15 protein-coding genes are annotated in these 14195 nt (G+C 73.3%); 8 read left to right on the forward strand and 7 right to left on the reverse strand.

Annotated features, from left to right (window positions below):
• Nucleotides 1-22 precede the first annotated feature (22 nt).
• Nucleotides 23-1783 (reverse strand): proline--tRNA ligase, encoded by a 1761-nt coding sequence (locus ACIP9D_RS05155; protein WP_350868635.1) that lies wholly within the window; start codon nt 1781-1783, stop codon nt 23-25.
• Between the two features lie 155 nt (nt 1784-1938).
• Here ACIP9D_RS05155 and ACIP9D_RS05160 point away from each other — a divergent pair, with 155 nt between their 5' ends.
• Both ACIP9D_RS05160 and ACIP9D_RS05165 read left to right on the forward strand, forming a co-directional pair.
• Nucleotides 1939-2469: a SigE family RNA polymerase sigma factor gene (locus tag ACIP9D_RS05160; protein ID WP_350868634.1), complete on the forward strand. Its 531-nt coding sequence runs from the start codon at nt 1939-1941 to the stop codon at nt 2467-2469.
• Nucleotides 2466-3644, forward strand: a complete 1179-nt coding sequence (locus ACIP9D_RS05165) for a hypothetical protein (RefSeq protein ID WP_350868632.1) — start codon at nt 2466-2468, stop codon at nt 3642-3644. Before ACIP9D_RS05160 ends, ACIP9D_RS05165 begins: the two co-directional genes overlap by 4 nt.
• A 173-nt stretch (nt 3645-3817) precedes the next feature.
• Here the strand turns inward: ACIP9D_RS05165 and ACIP9D_RS05170 are convergent, their stop codons facing one another.
• The gene (locus ACIP9D_RS05170) at nt 3818-4000 is read right to left on the reverse strand and encodes a DUF397 domain-containing protein (RefSeq protein WP_350868630.1); all 183 of its coding nucleotides are present in this window, start codon (nt 3998-4000) and stop codon (nt 3818-3820) included.
• Nucleotides 3991-4794, reverse strand: a complete 804-nt coding sequence (locus ACIP9D_RS05175) for a helix-turn-helix transcriptional regulator (RefSeq protein ID WP_350868628.1) — start codon at nt 4792-4794, stop codon at nt 3991-3993. Before ACIP9D_RS05175 ends, ACIP9D_RS05170 begins: the two co-directional genes overlap by 10 nt.
• A 229-nt stretch (nt 4795-5023) precedes the next feature.
• On the opposite strand from ACIP9D_RS05175, the gene ACIP9D_RS05180 reads away from it, so the two are divergent.
• The 4 genes from ACIP9D_RS05180 (at nt 5024) to ACIP9D_RS05195 (ending at nt 8628) form a co-directional block, all read left to right on the forward strand.
• Nucleotides 5024-5377, forward strand: coding sequence for a hypothetical protein (locus ACIP9D_RS05180; RefSeq protein ID WP_350868626.1), 354 nt, complete (start codon nt 5024-5026; stop codon nt 5375-5377).
• A 156-nt stretch (nt 5378-5533) separates the two neighbouring features.
• The gene (locus ACIP9D_RS05185) at nt 5534-6685 is read left to right on the forward strand and encodes a hypothetical protein (RefSeq protein WP_350868624.1); all 1152 of its coding nucleotides are present in this window, start codon (nt 5534-5536) and stop codon (nt 6683-6685) included.
• A 167-nt stretch (nt 6686-6852) separates the two neighbouring features.
• A complete protein-coding gene (locus ACIP9D_RS05190) occupies nt 6853-7620 on the forward strand; it encodes an SGNH/GDSL hydrolase family protein (RefSeq protein ID WP_350868622.1) in 768 nt (255 codons plus the stop codon).
• A 105-nt stretch (nt 7621-7725) separates the two neighbouring features.
• Entirely contained in the window at nt 7726-8628 is a 903-nt protein-coding gene (locus ACIP9D_RS05195) for a sulfurtransferase (RefSeq protein ID WP_350868620.1), read from the forward strand.
• A gap of 121 nt (nt 8629-8749) precedes the next feature.
• Here ACIP9D_RS05195 and ACIP9D_RS05200 read toward each other — a convergent pair whose 3' ends face one another.
• The 3 genes from ACIP9D_RS05200 to ACIP9D_RS05210 all read right to left on the reverse strand — a co-directional run bounded on the left by ACIP9D_RS05200 (nt 8750) and on the right by ACIP9D_RS05210 (nt 11114).
• Nucleotides 8750-9937, reverse strand: a complete 1188-nt coding sequence (locus ACIP9D_RS05200; RefSeq protein ID WP_350868618.1) for a hypothetical protein — start codon at nt 9935-9937, stop codon at nt 8750-8752.
• Nucleotides 9934-10461, reverse strand: coding sequence for a SigE family RNA polymerase sigma factor (locus tag ACIP9D_RS05205; protein ID WP_350868616.1), 528 nt, complete (start codon nt 10459-10461; stop codon nt 9934-9936). Before ACIP9D_RS05205 ends, ACIP9D_RS05200 begins: the two co-directional genes overlap by 4 nt.
• A gap of 68 nt (nt 10462-10529) precedes the next feature.
• Nucleotides 10530-11114 carry a TetR family transcriptional regulator gene (locus tag ACIP9D_RS05210; RefSeq protein ID WP_350868614.1) on the reverse strand — a complete coding sequence of 195 codons (585 nt, stop codon included), beginning with the start codon at nt 11112-11114 and terminating at the stop codon, nt 10530-10532.
• A 105-nt stretch (nt 11115-11219) separates the two neighbouring features.
• Here ACIP9D_RS05210 and ACIP9D_RS05215 point away from each other — a divergent pair, with 105 nt between their 5' ends.
• Both ACIP9D_RS05215 and ACIP9D_RS05220 read left to right on the forward strand, forming a co-directional pair.
• Complete coding sequence (locus tag ACIP9D_RS05215; RefSeq protein WP_350868612.1) at nt 11220-12377, forward strand: FAD-dependent oxidoreductase; 1158 nt, start codon at nt 11220-11222, stop codon at nt 12375-12377.
• A gap of 9 nt (nt 12378-12386) precedes the next feature.
• Nucleotides 12387-12953: a VanZ family protein gene (locus tag ACIP9D_RS05220; protein WP_350868611.1), complete on the forward strand. Its 567-nt coding sequence runs from the start codon at nt 12387-12389 to the stop codon at nt 12951-12953.
• On the opposite strand, the gene ACIP9D_RS05225 is transcribed toward ACIP9D_RS05220, so the two are convergent.
• Nucleotides 12844-14112: an MFS transporter gene (locus tag ACIP9D_RS05225; protein WP_350868609.1), complete on the reverse strand. Its 1269-nt coding sequence runs from the start codon at nt 14110-14112 to the stop codon at nt 12844-12846. The two genes, ACIP9D_RS05220 and ACIP9D_RS05225, sit on opposite strands and share 110 nt — an antisense overlap.
• Between the last annotated feature and the right edge of the window lie 83 nt (nt 14113-14195).

Consider the following 14195-nt stretch of genomic DNA (forward strand, 5'->3'; position numbering starts at 1 on the left):
GCGGTACCCCGTGACGCGGCGGCTACACCCGGTTTCCGGACACCTCACCGGTCAGCCGGTCCAGCAGCTCGGCCACCGGCAGCTCGGTCCGCTCGCCGGTGGCCCGGTCCCGCAGCTCGACGTAACCGTCGGCGAGGCGGCGGCCCACCACGACGGCGCGCGGGATGCCGATCAGCTCCGCGTCGGTGAACTTCACCCCGGCGGAGACGTGGGTGCGGTCGTCGACCAGCACCCGCAGGCCCGCCGCCGCGAGCCGGCCGCCCAGCTCGACCGCCGCGTCCAGCTGCGGCCCCTTGCCGGCGGCCACCAGGTGTACGTCGCACGGCGCGATCGCCGCCGGCCAGACCAGCCCCCGGTCGTCGTGGTGCTGCTCGGCGACCGCGGCCACCGCCCGGGACACCCCGATGCCGTAGCAGCCCATGGTCGGCCGCACTGGCTTGCCCTGCGGACCGAGCACGTCCACCGCGAACGCGTCGGTGAACCGGCGGCCGAGCTGGAAGATGTGCCCGATCTCGATGCCCCGTCGGATGGTCAACTCACCGTCGGCGCAGGCCGGGCAGGGGTCACCGGCCCGCACCTCGGCGGCCTCGATGGTGCCGTCCGGGGTGAAGTCCCGGCCGCTGACCACGTTGACCGCGTGCCGCCCCGGCTCGTTCGCCCCGGTCAGCCAGGCCGAGCCGGGGGCCACCCGGGGGTCGACCAGGTAACGGATGCCGAGCTTGCCGAGGACCTGCGGACCGATGTAGCCACGGACCAGCTCGGGCTGCTCGTCCCAGCCCTCGAAGACGGCCACCGTGGCCGGGTGCAGCGCGGCGCCGAGCCGCTTCAGGTCCACCTCGCGGTCACCTGGCACCCCGATCACCAGCAACTCGGCCCCGTCGCTGCCCGGTCGGCGTACGGTCAGCACCACGTTCTTCAGGGTGTCCGCGGCCGTCCAGTCGTCCCGCCCACCGAGCCGTCGGCTGTTGGCCAGCTCCACCAGGCTGGCGATGGTGGGCGTGTCCGGGGTGTCGTGCGCCTCCGCCGCCGGATGCGCGAACGGGTCGCCGGTGACCGGTGCCCGGGTGGTGACCGCCTCGGTGTTCGCCGCGTAGTCACAGGCGGTGCAGCCGACGAAGGTGTCCTCGCCGACCGGCGTGGCGGCCAGGAACTCCTCGGACGCCGATCCGCCCATCGCCCCGGACATCGCGTGCACCACGGTGTACGTCAGGCCGAGCCGGTCGAAGACCTTCTGGTACGCGGCGCGGTGCCGGTCGTACGCCGCCTGCAACCCGGTCTCGTCCAGGTCGAACGAGTAGGCGTCCTTCATCAGGAACTCCCGCCCGCGCAGCAGCCCGGCCCGGGGACGGGCCTCGTCCCGGAACTTCGTCTGCACCTGGAACAGCGTCACCGGGAAGTCCCGGTAGGAGGTGAAGAGGTCCTTCACCAGCAGCGCGGCCAGCTCTTCGTGGGTGGGGGCGAGCAGGTGCTCGGCGCCCTTGCGGTCGGCGAGGGTGAAGATGTCGTCGCCGTACTCCGTCCACCGGCCGCTGGTCCGGTAGGGCTCCGCCGGCAGCAGCGCCGGGAAGTGCACCTCCTGGTCGCCGATCGCGGTCATCTCCTGCCGGACGACCTCGGTGATCCGGTCCAGCACCAGCTTGCCCAGCGGCAGCCAGGTGTAGCCGCCCGCGGCGGCGCGGCGGATGTAGCCGGCGCGCAGCAGCAGCCGGTGGCTCGGCACCTCCGCGTCGGCCGGGTCCTCGCGCAGGGTCCGGAGCAGCAGGGTCGACATGCGAAGCAGCATCGGCGCAGCTTACGAGCGGTGCGGCGGGGGCGGCGACCCTATTGCGCCGCTCGTCGCCGAGACTTTCGCCGGAAACGGCTGCCCGGGCGGCAACCCGGCGATCCCGGGGTGGCGTCTGGGAAGTCATCAACGACTACCCCCAAGGATCGGCTCGTGTGGACCCGCTGCTGAGTGAGTTCGACTCGTTCGTCCGTACCCGAACGCCGGCGCTGCTGCGCTCGGCCTACCTGCTGACCGGTGACCAGCACCTGGCCGAGGACCTCGTCCAGTCGGCGTTGGCCCGGACCCACCGCTCCTGGAACCGACTGCACCACAGCGGCAACGCGGAGGCGTACACCCGCAAGACCATGTATCACCTGCAAGTGTCCTGGTGGCGACGCCGTCGGGTACCCGAGTCGATGACGGGCGACCTGCCCGAACCACGCGGAGGCGACTCGGCCCCCGACCACGCCAGCCAGACCACGCTGCGGCTGACCCTGCGGGCGGCGCTTGCCAAGCTCTCGCCGAAGCAGCGGGCCGTGTTGGTGATGCGGTTCTTCGAGGACCGCACCGAAGTGGAGGCCGCCGAGATGCTCGGGGTCACCGTCGGCACCGTGAAGAGCCAGACCTCGAAGGCCCTGGCCAAGTTGCGCACCGTCGCACCCGAACTCGCCGAGCTGTACGTCCTGGAAGGGAGTGCCCGATGAACGACCAGCGTCTCCGGCTCGACCTGGCCGAACTGGCCGACGAGGTCACTCCGGTCGACCTGCGGGACCGCGCGCTGCGGACGTCCCGCCGGATCGGCATCCAGCGCGCCGTCGCCACCTCCGCCGCGGCGTTGGTGCTGCTCGGCGCGGCCACCGGCACCGCCTTCGCGATGATGCCGGACCGGAGGGCTGACCCGCTGCCCGCGACCACCACGTCGGTCACCGCCACCCCGACGCCCACCCCGGACGTCACCAGCCCCAGCCCGTCGTCCGACGTCAAGCCGGCCGACGCGCCGAGGGCGCCGTTGACGGTGGACGAGGTCCGGAACGCGAACATCCGCCTCGGCACGTGGAACGACGACTTCTGCCCGGGCGGGACGTACCGCTTCAAGGACGGGCGCAGCGTCTACCTGCCCCGGGAGGATTCGCCGGGCGAATTCGGCATGCTCGGTACCCCGTCGATCGTGGACGTCGACCGCGACGGTGACCTGGACGCGGTCGTGCTGATCACGTGCAGTCCGTTCGCGACGCGGGCCCAGCAGGTGGTCGCGCTGCACCGGACCGAGTCCGGCGCGGTCGCCACGCTCGGGCAGGTGACCATCAACGGCGCCTACCCGGCAGGCGGAGAGCTCACGGAAATCCAGACGGCGGCCGACGGCACCGTCCGGGTGCGCTGGCGCGACACCCAGCCCGGCGGCGACGCCGCGCAGTGGCGTAGCTACCGCTGGAGCGGTGCCGGGTTCCACCAGACCGACGGCCCGAGGAGCTTCCCGAAGGTGTCGATCGACTTGAAGGTGGCGGCCGGTCCGACGACGCTCGTGAAGCAGGCGGACAACAGCTACCAGGGCGATCTCGTGGTGACGGTCAGAAACATCGGGAAGGTCGCCATCGACCAGCCGAGTATCCGCCTGACCCTGCCGAGGTCGGTCTCCCTGACGAAGGTCCGCGGCGTGCTGAACAACAAGGCGTCCGTGCAGGACAGCGGGCCGCCCACGGTCATGCTCTGCGTGCTCCCCCCGATTGCGCCGGGCAAGTCGCTGACGATCACCTACACCCTGCGGTTTGCCGGGGGCGGGCAGCCCGCCTCGGGTGTCCTGGATGTCAGCAACGGCCAGGGTGACAACGACGAGAGCAACAACCAGGCGAAGTACGCGCTGACCACCGTCGAAAGCTGATCGCCGCTGCTGCGGGGCGGACCCCATCGGTGGTCCGCCCCGTACGGTTTCTGCTGACCGGTTGCCGGACGATCAACACGTCCCCGGCCTCGGTGATCGACTCGATGTCGGCGACATTGGGGTATCCGAACGTCAGCGATACCGCCAGATCGCCGAAACGGAGTCGATGTTGGTCAACGCCGCCGAGTGAACTCCACGAACGACCGCCACGCCCGGGGGTCGAAGGTCAGCACGGGACCGCTCCGGTCCTTGCTGTCCCGAACCCCGACGACCCCGGCCAAATTGTCGGCCACCTCGACGCACTCCCCGTTGCCGCTGCGGGTGGACTTGCGCCAGATCGCACCAGTCAGCTCCATGACGTCATCACTTCCTTCATCAGCTCGACCGACTGCCGTCGAGGCAGCGCCTCGCTGCGCACGCTCTCCCACCTGTCCGTGAGGATAGCTACCTCTTCATCCCTATCGATGGTCGCGCCACCGAGTTGGTTCTCCAGATGGCCGACCCATCCGCCGTCACTCCCTCGCGCGACGGTGAACGGGCCGGCGAGCCCGACGTGGGTGCTCACCTCTGCGGGGATGACGTGAACGCTGATGTGCGGGCGATCGAGGCACTGCAACAGATGACTGATCTGCTGGGTCATCAGACCTCGGAAGCTCTCGTCGGCCCGACGAAGAACCGCTTCCTCGATCACCGCCACGAACTTGGGCGGGTGTGGCTGGCTGAGAACAGCCTGGCGATCGAGTCGCACTGCCACGCGCTTCTCCACCTCGTCCTCGGTGAGCATGTCGTCTGCCCGGATCACCCTGCGGGCGTAGTTCTCGGTCTGCAGCAGGCCGGGAATGAGTGTCGGGTGGTAGCACCAGAGCTGCTGGGCCTGGCGTTCTGCTTCGAGCCAGGGGCGGAACCAGCTTGGCTGGCCGTCGCGCTCGGCCAGCTTGAGCAGGGAGGTCAGCAGCCCGCCCGTGCCGAGCACCTCGTCGGCGCGCTTGAGGAAGAACCGGTCGAGCGGCCGTTGGCCCAGCTCGACGGCGGACACCTGGGAGCCCGAGAAGTGGACCAGTTTCCCGAACTCCTCCTGACTCAGGTCGGCGTTCAGCCGCAGCCGCCGTAGTTGCGCCCGGACCAGCTCGGCCGTCGGCTCACCTTCCACATCTCCTCCACAACCTCACCGGATCTCCCGGGCGGATCCCGTCCGGTGGACCCCTCACCCGGCCACCACCACGACCACCGTCGATCACTTCCGACAGTAGTCATCCGGCGAGCAGAGTGTCACGCAGCGATTCCGCTCCGATCCAGCCTGGACGGGGCCGATCCGCCCGGGGTCGTCCCGGTTCCCCCGTACCGGGGCGGCCCCTTCCGTACCCGCTGAGGAGGTCGATGTGGCCGGACCGCCGCGCCAGCTCCCGGTGCCCCGTCTCGGGCCGTACGCCGATCGGCCCCGGGCATATCCGCCGGACCACCCGCCGCACCTGCCGATCCGGCCGCTCTGGCTGTGCCGCGCGTGCGGCCTGCCGTGGCCCTGCGCGCAGGCCCGGCTGCTGCTCAAGGTCGAGTACGACGGCCGCTATCTCGACCTGGCCGTCTACCTCTCCGGGCTCTATCACGAGGCGAGCCACGACCTGTTCCGGCTGAACCCGGACGACGGCCCGACGCCCCGGGACCTATTCGACCGGTTCGTCGCCTGGGGGCCGTACCGGCGGCCGATGGTCGAACCACCGCGCGGCGAGCGGTGAATCGAGTAATCCCAGACGCCCGCGAGCGCCCGGATGGTTGCCGTCCGGGGCCGGAAAAGATTGTCGGAAAACAGCGTTGAACAGCGGCAACTGAGATCCACAGGGGACGCGTCTTGGGGGGCGTCGGAACGAGATCCACTCCCGGAGGCCACCCCCATGGACAGCATCTTCACCCCCCGTACCGTCCTCACCTCGGCGCTGCGGCGGGCGCTGCGGCCCCGCGCGCTGATGGGCGCCGCGGCGCTGGTGCTGCTGCCTCTCGCGGCGGCCGGCTGCGCCACGCCGGCCACCACGGCCCGCGCTGCCGCGCTGCCGGCCGGCGCCCCCGGCAGCAGCGAGCCGGTCGCCGTGGCCCGGGTCGCCGACGACGGGGGCGCCGGCGGGTCGGCGCCGCGGTCCGGCGACGTCCGGCGGAGCGCCCCGGCGGGCACCGCCCGCAACCTGAGCTGGCCGCAGCTCACCTGGTACTCCGAGCCGGAGTACGGCCGGACGAGCGACGCGTCGGCCCGGGTCTGGCGCAGCACGCCGGAGGGCCGTTGGGAGCTCGTCCGGGAGGGCCGCCCGGCCGACCCGAAGGCCGAGGGCAAGGTGGCCACCTCCCCGGACGGACGGTGGATGGCCTGGCGCTCGGCGAACCCGAACCAGCTGATGATCAGCGCCTTCGAGGGTGGTCCGGTCACGACGGTGCCGGCGCCGGGTGACCGGGGCTGCGCGCCGCGCTGGCTGGACAACCAGACCGTGACGTACACCGAGGGCGCGCAGGGCGACTGGACGGTGCTCGGGGTCCGCCCCGACGGCAAGGGGCGTCGGGTGCTCGCCAGCCAGGAGTCGAAGTGCCCGTTCGTCGGTAACGGCGTGGTGGCCTTCGTCCAGGACCGCGCCCTGCGCATCGCCGAGGGCGGTGGCAGCTCCTACCGCATCGTGCAGCCCCGCATCCCCGGCGGACTCAAGATCCACAGCGTGGCCGGCTTCTCCCCGGACGGCCGGGACGTCGTCATCAGCACGCACGTGCCGAACGCGGGCGAGTGTGGCTGCACCTGGCGGATCCGCAACTTCCGAGTGCAGGTCGGCACGGGCGTCGCCACCGAGCTGACGCCGCTCGACCCGGCGTGGCGTGGAGAGACCGGTCGCGGCCAGGCCGAGCAGGTCCGTTTCCTCCCGGGCGGCACCATGATCGCCCAGATCAACACCGCCACCCTCGGTGACGACGCCCCCGCCCACCGGCTGGTCCGCTACGCCGCCGACGGTCGGGTGCTGGGCAGCCTCCCCGTCCCGCCCGGCACCCCGTGGGGTCAGCTGCTCGGCTGACGCGGGAGCTGTGCGGACGAACGGGCCACACCGACGGGGGGTGGCCCGTTCGCCCGCGCCTCGACCCGCCTCGATGACCTCTGCCACGTCGCCCAGTAGCGGGACCCACCGGCCCGGCCGGCGGTGCAAAACTTGTCGCCGCAGGCAACGAGAGCGAGGGGGCCGCGGTGCGCTGGCGCAGCTTTGTGGCGGTGGGAGACAGCTTCACCGAGGGGATGGACGACCCGTACCCGAACGGCACCTACCGCGGGTGGGCCGACCTGGTCGCCACCCGGCTGGCCGCCGAGGCCGGTCCGGAGTTCCAGTACGCGAACCTGGCCATCCGTGGCCGGCTCTTCCCGAACGTCGTCGCCACCCAGGTGCCCGAGGCGGTCGCGATGAAGCCCGACCTGATCAGCTTCGCGGCCGGCGGCAACGACGTGCTGCGCCGCACCTTCGACCCGGACGCGCTGGTCGCCCGCTTCGACGACGTGGTCCGCGAACTCCGCTCCGGTGGCGCCGACGTGATCCTGTTCCGGTTCGCCGACGTGATGGCCCGGCTCCCCGGCCAGCGCCTGGTCGCGCCCCGGGTGCAGCTGCTCAACCAGGCGGTCGGCGAGACCGCCGAGCGGCACGGCGGCATCCTGGTCGACCTCTACGCCGACGACACCTACCTCAACCCGATGCTGTGGAGCACCGACCGGCTGCACCTCTCACCGGCCGGGCACCGCCGGGTCGCCGGCCAGGTGCTGACCGCGCTCGGGGTGGGTTGCGACGAGGAGTGGCTGATGGTGCCGCCGCATCCGGCGCCGACGCCGTGGCTGGCCGCCCGTGCGGCCGACGCGCGCTGGGTCGGCCAGCACCTGGCGCCGTGGATCAAGCGTCGGGTGACCGGCCGCTCGTCCGGCGACACCGTCAGCGCCAAGCGCCCGGTGCTCGGTCCGTTCACCGACTGACCGTTCGCCCGGGCGCCGCCCGCCGTTTCGTGCGGTCGGCCACATTGTGGGTCCTGACCTCGGATGCCGGGTTGCCGGCGTCCCATCGGGCGTACCTTGGGGATCATGTCTGTGCCGAGTGATCCGGATCCCCGCCTTCAGGCCTACGCGGATCCCCAGCGGCTGGTCACCACCGAGTGGCTGGCCGAGCACCTGGGCGACGAGGGCCTCGTCGTCATCGAGTCCGACGAGGACGTTCTGCTCTACGACACCGGTCACATCCCCGGCGCGGTCAAGGTGGACTGGCACCTGGAGCTGAACGACCAGGTGACCCGGGACTACCTCGACGCCAAGAGCTTCGCCGAACTCTGCGCCGCCAAGGGCATCGGTCGCAACGACACGGTGGTCTTCTACGGCGACAACTTCAACTGGTGGGCCGCGTACGCGCTCTGGGTCTTCACCCTCTTCGGCCACCAGGACCTCCGGCTGCTGGACGGCGGTCGGCAGAAGTGGATCGCCGAGGGGCGGGAGCTGACCCGGGAGAAGGTGTCCCGGCCGCGCGCCGATTACCCCGTGCCGCAGCGGGACGACGCGCCGATCCGGGCGTACCGCGAGCAGGTGATGGCGCACGTGGCGTCCGGCCGGCCGCTGGTCGACGTCCGTTCGCCGGGCGAGTACACCGGCGAGATGCTGCACATGCCGGACTACCCGCAGGAGGGCGCGCTGCGCGGCGGCCACATTCCCGGCGCGGTCAGCAAGCCGTGGAAGTCCGCGGCCAACGACGACGGCACGTTCAAGTCGCCGGACGAGCTGCGGGCGATCTACGCCGACCAGCTCGGGTTGAGCCCGGACGACGACATCGTGGCCTACTGCCGGATCGGTGAGCGGTCCAGCCACACCTGGTTCGTGCTGCGGCACCTGCTCGGCTACCCGCAGGTGCGCAACTACGACGGCTCGTGGACCGAGTGGGGCAACCTGGTCCGGGCCCCCGTCGTGAAGGGCGACCAGCCCGGCGGGCTGAACAGCTGACCGTCGCCGGACCCGCGCGTGGCCGAGGGGCCGTCGCGCGGGTCCGGCGCTTCGGCGTACGGGCGCTCGACGGCTCTCGGCCCCAGAGCGCGGCAGGACACCGGCCTGGCGATGGCCGGGCTCAGCCGGCGGCGAGCGATACCTCGCCGTACAGGTCCCGCACCACGCCGGTGACCGCACCGGTCGACGGCTGCCAGCGCAGCAGCCCGCCCGGATCGTGGCGGAGCAGCACGGCGCCGTCCCGGTCCCAGCCGAGCACCTCGCAGCAGGCCTTCCAGCGGTCCCGGCCCAGGTCGAGCAGGCGGGTGACCACGCCGGTCTCGGCGTTCACCACCGCGACCCCCTCCAGCCCACTCATGCCGCCGGTGGTGAGCCATCCGGCCCGGGCCACCTGGTCGCCGCGCTGCCAGCCCCGCGCGTAGAACTCGTCGACCCGGTTGCCGCTGGGCAGCGCGCGGAAGTCGAGCGGCCAGGAGTTCAGGTGCGTGCCGCCGGCGGTCCAGGTGTACCGACCCAGCGTCAGGCTCTCCGGGGCGCCGCCCAGCGTCAGCACGGCGTCCGTCCGGACGCGCGGGTCGGGGCTGACCACGTCCCAGGGGGAGACCGCCACCTCCCGGCTGGTGCCGGTGCTCGGGTCCACCTCGTACGTGGTGTCGTTGTCGCCGACGAAGAGCCGGTCACCGGACCAGAGGACGTGCTCCAGGTAGCCCTTGAGCGGATGGCGGCGGACCGTCGCGGTGGTCAGGTCGACCACGATCACCTCGTCGGTCTGGGCGAAGGCGGCCGTCCGTCCGTCCGGCGACAGGCTGCTGCTCTTCAGCGGGACCGCGGTGTTGCCGTCGGCGTCGCGGGTCCGGGCCGGGGTGACCACGTCGAGGTCCCGGACGAGACCGTCGTCGCCGAGCACCCGGATGCGTCCCTCGACGCCGGTCCCCGGATCGACCGGCTGGTACAGCGCCAGCGCCTGGCGGACCGGACGGGCGGAGAGCGACGCGCTCACCGGGTCGCCGAGGCGTCCGAGCGGGTCACCGGGATACGTCAGGTGGTCCGGCGGTCGCTGCACCGGTGCGGCGCTCGGGACCGGGCTCGCGGTCGGTGTGGCGGGTGTGATCGGCGACGGCCGGTCGGCGGGGCGCAGGGCAACGGCCGTACCGCCGGTCAGCAGGACGACCGCGACGGCGGCGGCGCCGGCGGCACGGCGGTTACGCCGGGTGCGGCGGGCCCGCTCCCAGCCGGCGGACGCGGGGTGCGCCGGCCGGATGTCCTCGGTGGCGACGGTCAGCAGTCGGGTCAGGTCCTCTTCCCTCACGGGTTCACCTCCATGCCGCTCGGCCGGCCGTCCTCGCGGCCCAGCTCGGGGGCCACCTCGCGGAGCCGGCGCAGCGCCGCGTGGCACTGGCTCTTCACGGTGCCGACGGTGACGCCGAGCACCTCGGCGGTCGCGGTCTCGGTCAGGTCCTCGAAGTAGCGCAGCACCACGACCGCCCGCTGGCGGGGCGGGAGCTGCCCGAGGGCGTCGTGCAGGGCGAGCCGGAGCAGCCCGTCCCGGTCGTGGGCGGCCTGCTCCGGCGGGTACCCGCCGAGCCATTCCCGCCGGCGGCGACGCCACCAGGAGACGGCGTCCCGGTAGAGGATGGCCCGCACGTACGCGGCCGGGTCGCCGTCGCGGACCGCGGGCCAGCGCAGCGCCAACTTCAGCAGGGCATCCTGGAGAAGGTCTTCGGCCTGGTGCCGGTTGCCGCAGATCAGGTAGGCCGCACGCAGCAGCCGGTGCTGGTGGTTCTCCACGAAGACGACGTAGCCGTCGCGCCCGTCGTTCGCCGTCGGTGCCATCCGCCCCCTCCCCGGCCGTCGCGTTCCGTGTCACCCGACAGACGCACGGGGAGCGGCAAAAGGTTGGGTCAGTTCTCCGGCAGCCCGGTCAGGTAACGCTGGAGGGTCGGCGCGACCCAGCCGACCAGCTCCTCCGGTGCCATCTCCACCATCGGCGGCAGCCGGACGATGTAGCGCGTGAAGGCCAGCCCGAGGATCTGACTGGCCACCAGGCCGGCCCGCCGGGAGGTGGTTGCCGGGTCGGTGCCGAAGCCGGCCACTGCAGCGCTGAGCTGGCTGGCGAAGATGCCGCGCATCCGCTCGGCCGCGCCCGGGTTGGTGCTCGCGGTCCGGAGCAGGGCGGCCAGCGTCTCGTCGCCCTCCCACCGGGCGAGGAAGTGCCGGATCAGCACCTCGCCGAGCTGCCCGGGCGGGACGTCGGTCAGGTCGGGCAGCCGCAGGTCGAACTCGGCCGCCGCCGCGAACAGCCCCTCCTTGCTGCCGTAGTAGCGCATCACCATCGACGGGTCGATCCGGGCGTCGGCGGCGATGGCGCGGATGGTGGCGCGCTCGTAGCCGTCGGAGGCGAACCGTTCCCGGGCGGCGCCCAGGATCGCCGCGCGGGTGACGTCCGAGCGGCGGGGACGGGGCGCGTCGGTGGGGGCGACGGTCATGTCCACGACCGTAGGCCAACAACTGTTGACACACCAACACCCGAGGGCCAAACTGCCAACAAGTGTTTGCCAACACGCGTTGGCAATTCCTTCCCGGAGGTGGCGATGCTGCCCGCGAAGACCGACGTTCTGGTGGTGGGAGGGGGCCCAACCGGCCTCGCCACCGCGCTCACCCTGGCCCGAAGCGGGGTCGAGGTGACCGTGCTCGACCAACTCGCCCACCCGCCGGTGACCTCCCGGGCGGCCGTCGTGCACGCGTACACCCTGGAGGTGCTGGACCGGATCGACGCCGCGGCGCCGCTCGTCGCCCAGGGCCTGCGGGCGCCGCGGTTCACCGTGCGCGACCGCGACCGGGTGCTGCTCGCGGTGCCGTTCGACCAGTTGCCGTCCCGATTCCCCTACGCGCTGCTGGTCTCCCAGTCGGTCACCGAGGCGGTGCTCACCGAGCGGCTGGCCGAGCACGGGGTGCGGGTGCGGCGGCCGTGCCGGTTGACCGGTCTCACCCGGACCGACGACGGCGTGCTGGCGCAGGTCGACGGGGCCCCGCTGCGCGCCCGGTACGTCATCGGCGCGGACGGCATGCACAGCACCGTCCGGCAGGCGGCCGGCATCGGCTTCACCGGCCCCACCGACGAGGAGTCCTACGTGCTCGCCGACGTCCGGGTCCGCAGCACCCTGCCCCGCCAGGAGGTGTCACTCTTCCTCGCCCGCTCCGGGCCGCTGGTCTGGGCGTCCCTCCCGGACGGGGTGGTCCGGCTGGTCGCCGCCGTGCCGGTGGCCCCCGCCGAGCCGGACCGGGCCTACCTCCAGGCGCTGCTCGACGAACGTGGACCGGCGCGGCGACCCGATGAGGTGACCGAGGTGCTCTGGGGCTCCCGGTTCCGGGTGCACCACCGGCTCGCCGACACGTTCCGGGCCGGGCCGGTGCTGCTGGCCGGAGACGCCGGGCACGTGCACAGCCCGGCCGGCGGGCAGGGCATGAACCTCGGCATCTGCGACGGGGTGGCCCTCGGCACCGCCCTCGCCGACGTGCTCGCCGGCGGCCCGGAGACGCTGCTCGACGAGTACACCGCACGGCAGCGCCCGATGGCCGAGGACGTGCTGGGCTTTGCCGCCGGGCTGACCCGGCTGGCCACCCTGCCGCCCGCCGGCCGGCCGGCGCGGAACGTGCTGCTGCGGCTGCTCGGCGCCGTGCCGCAGGTCAGGCAGCGGATCGCACTGCGACTCTCCGGGCTGTCCCACCGGGAGCGGACGCCGGGCTAGGCTCCGCCCGTGGAGCAGGTCTGGCGGGACTGGGGCGGCGTCCTGCTCGCCGCACTGGCCGGGCTGCCCCTGCTGGTCCTGCTCACCGCCGGGCTCGCCCGGCTGCGCCGGGACGTGCCGGCCGGGCAGGCGTGGCGACGCAGTGTCGCCGAGGTGGGGGCGGTCGCCGGCACCCTGCCGTGGGTGTGGATGATCCTCACCCCGCGCGACGCACCCCGCCAGGTCGACCCGGTGCCGCTGCGCGACCTGGCCGACCTGCTCACCGGCGCGCCGGTGACCGCGGTGGTGCAGGTCGTCGGCAACCTGCTGGTCTTCGCGGCGCTGGGCTTCTTCGGCCCGGTACGACTCGCCGCGCTGGCCGGCACCGGTCGGCTCTTCCTGCTCGGTGCGGTCGGCTCGGTGCTGGTCGAGACCCTCCAGTACGCGCTGGATCTCGGCCGGGTCTCCTCGATGGACGACGTGCTGCTCAACGCGACGGGCGCGGCGCTGGCCGGGCTGCTGTCCCGGCGCTGGTGGGCGCGGCCGGCGGCGGCGCCGGCGGGGCCGGCCGCAGTGCCCACCACGCGGCGAGGGTGACCAGCGCGAACGTGCCGGCCGCCCCCACCGCCACCGGCGCCGTCCCGTACACCGCGCCGACCAGGCCGGCGAGCGCCGCGCCGACCGGTGCGGTGAGCAGCGCGACCATCCGCTGGGCGGCGCCCACCCGACCGAGCAGCCCGGCCGGCACGTGCCGCTGCCCGTACGACGCCCAGAGACTGTTCCACGAGGCGGTGCCGGCGGCGAAGACGGCCAGCGCGAGCCCGCCGGGCACCGGGTGCCGGGCCAGCGCGAACCCGGCCAGCGCGACGGTCTGCGCGGCGAGCACCGCGCGCAGCGCCGGCACCGTGCCGAGTCGGGCGGCGAGTCGCCCCGAGCCGAGCGCCCCGGCCACCCCGCCGACGATGGCCGCCGCGGCGAAGAGCCCGTACCCGGCCGGCGGCACCCGCAGCACGTCCAGCGCGTAGAGCACCAGCACGGCCAGCAGCCCGCTGATCGCCAGGTTGCTCGCCGCGGTGAGCAGGGTGAACCGCCACAGGGTCCGGTCCCCGTGCAACCAGCGCATCCCCTCGCCGATCTCGGCCCGCACCGAGCCCCGCGGTGCGCGCTTCCCGTCGCCGAGCGGACGGGGCGGGGCGAGGGCGAGCACGAGGAGAGCGGCCACCGCGAACGTGACGGCGTCGATGGTGAAGGGCAGCGCCGGGGCGGCGGTGAAGAGCAGGCCGGCGGCGGGCGCGCCGAGGAAGCCGCCGGCCACCGCGGCGCCGGCCTGGAGCCGGCCGTTCGCCCGGGGCAGCGCGGCCGGCGGCACCAGCGCGGGGAGCAGCGCGAAGGAGGCGGCGTCGAAGAGGGTGCCCAGCGTGGCGAGCAGGAACGCGGCCAGCAGCAACGCCGCGACGCCGGCCCGGTCGAGCGCGACCGCCACGGCCAGCCCGCCGACCACGGCGGCGCGTACCCCGTCCACCAGGGCCATCGTCCGCCGGCGGTCCCAGCGGTCCGCGTACACGCCGCCGAGCAGGCCGAAGAGCAGCGGCGGCAGCTGGCCGGCCACGGTGACCGCCGCGATGACCCGGGGGTCACGGGTCAGCGTCGCGGCCAGCAGGGCCAGCGCCGGAGTCCGCAGCGCGTCACCGAACCGGGACGAGACGGCGGCGGACCACAGCAGGTGGTAGTCACGCCCGAGTCGGGATGCGGTCATGCCGGCGATCATGAGGGGTCGAGTGGGTCGAGGGTCAAGCCGCCGGCATCGGCCGGTTGCCGTCTCCTCAGGTGTGACCAACC

This window comes from Micromonospora sp. NPDC093243, assembly GCF_044753725.1.
GTDB lineage: Bacteria > Actinomycetota > Actinomycetes > Mycobacteriales > Micromonosporaceae > Micromonospora.

Bases quoted from the DNA above. Each gene is read 5' to 3' on its own strand.
- ACIP9D_RS05155 (WP_350868635.1), bottom strand. From the start codon at position 1,783: ATGCTGCTTCGCATGTCGACCCTGCTGCTCCGGACCCTGCGCGAGGAC.
- ACIP9D_RS05165 (WP_350868632.1), top strand. From the start codon at position 2,466: ATGAACGACCAGCGTCTCCGGCTCGACCTGGCCGAACTGGCCGACGAG.
- ACIP9D_RS05170 (WP_350868630.1), bottom strand. From the start codon at position 4,000: ATGGAGCTGACTGGTGCGATCTGGCGCAAGTCCACCCGCAGCGGCAAC.
- ACIP9D_RS05185 (WP_350868624.1), top strand. From the start codon at position 5,534: ATGGACAGCATCTTCACCCCCCGTACCGTCCTCACCTCGGCGCTGCGG.
- ACIP9D_RS05195 (WP_350868620.1), top strand. From the start codon at position 7,726: ATGTCTGTGCCGAGTGATCCGGATCCCCGCCTTCAGGCCTACGCGGAT.
- ACIP9D_RS05205 (WP_350868616.1), bottom strand. From the start codon at position 10,461: ATGGCACCGACGGCGAACGACGGGCGCGACGGCTACGTCGTCTTCGTG.
- ACIP9D_RS05210 (WP_350868614.1), bottom strand. From the start codon at position 11,114: ATGACCGTCGCCCCCACCGACGCGCCCCGTCCCCGCCGCTCGGACGTC.
- ACIP9D_RS05215 (WP_350868612.1), top strand. From the start codon at position 11,220: ATGCTGCCCGCGAAGACCGACGTTCTGGTGGTGGGAGGGGGCCCAACC.
- ACIP9D_RS05225 (WP_350868609.1), bottom strand. From the start codon at position 14,112: ATGACCGCATCCCGACTCGGGCGTGACTACCACCTGCTGTGGTCCGCC.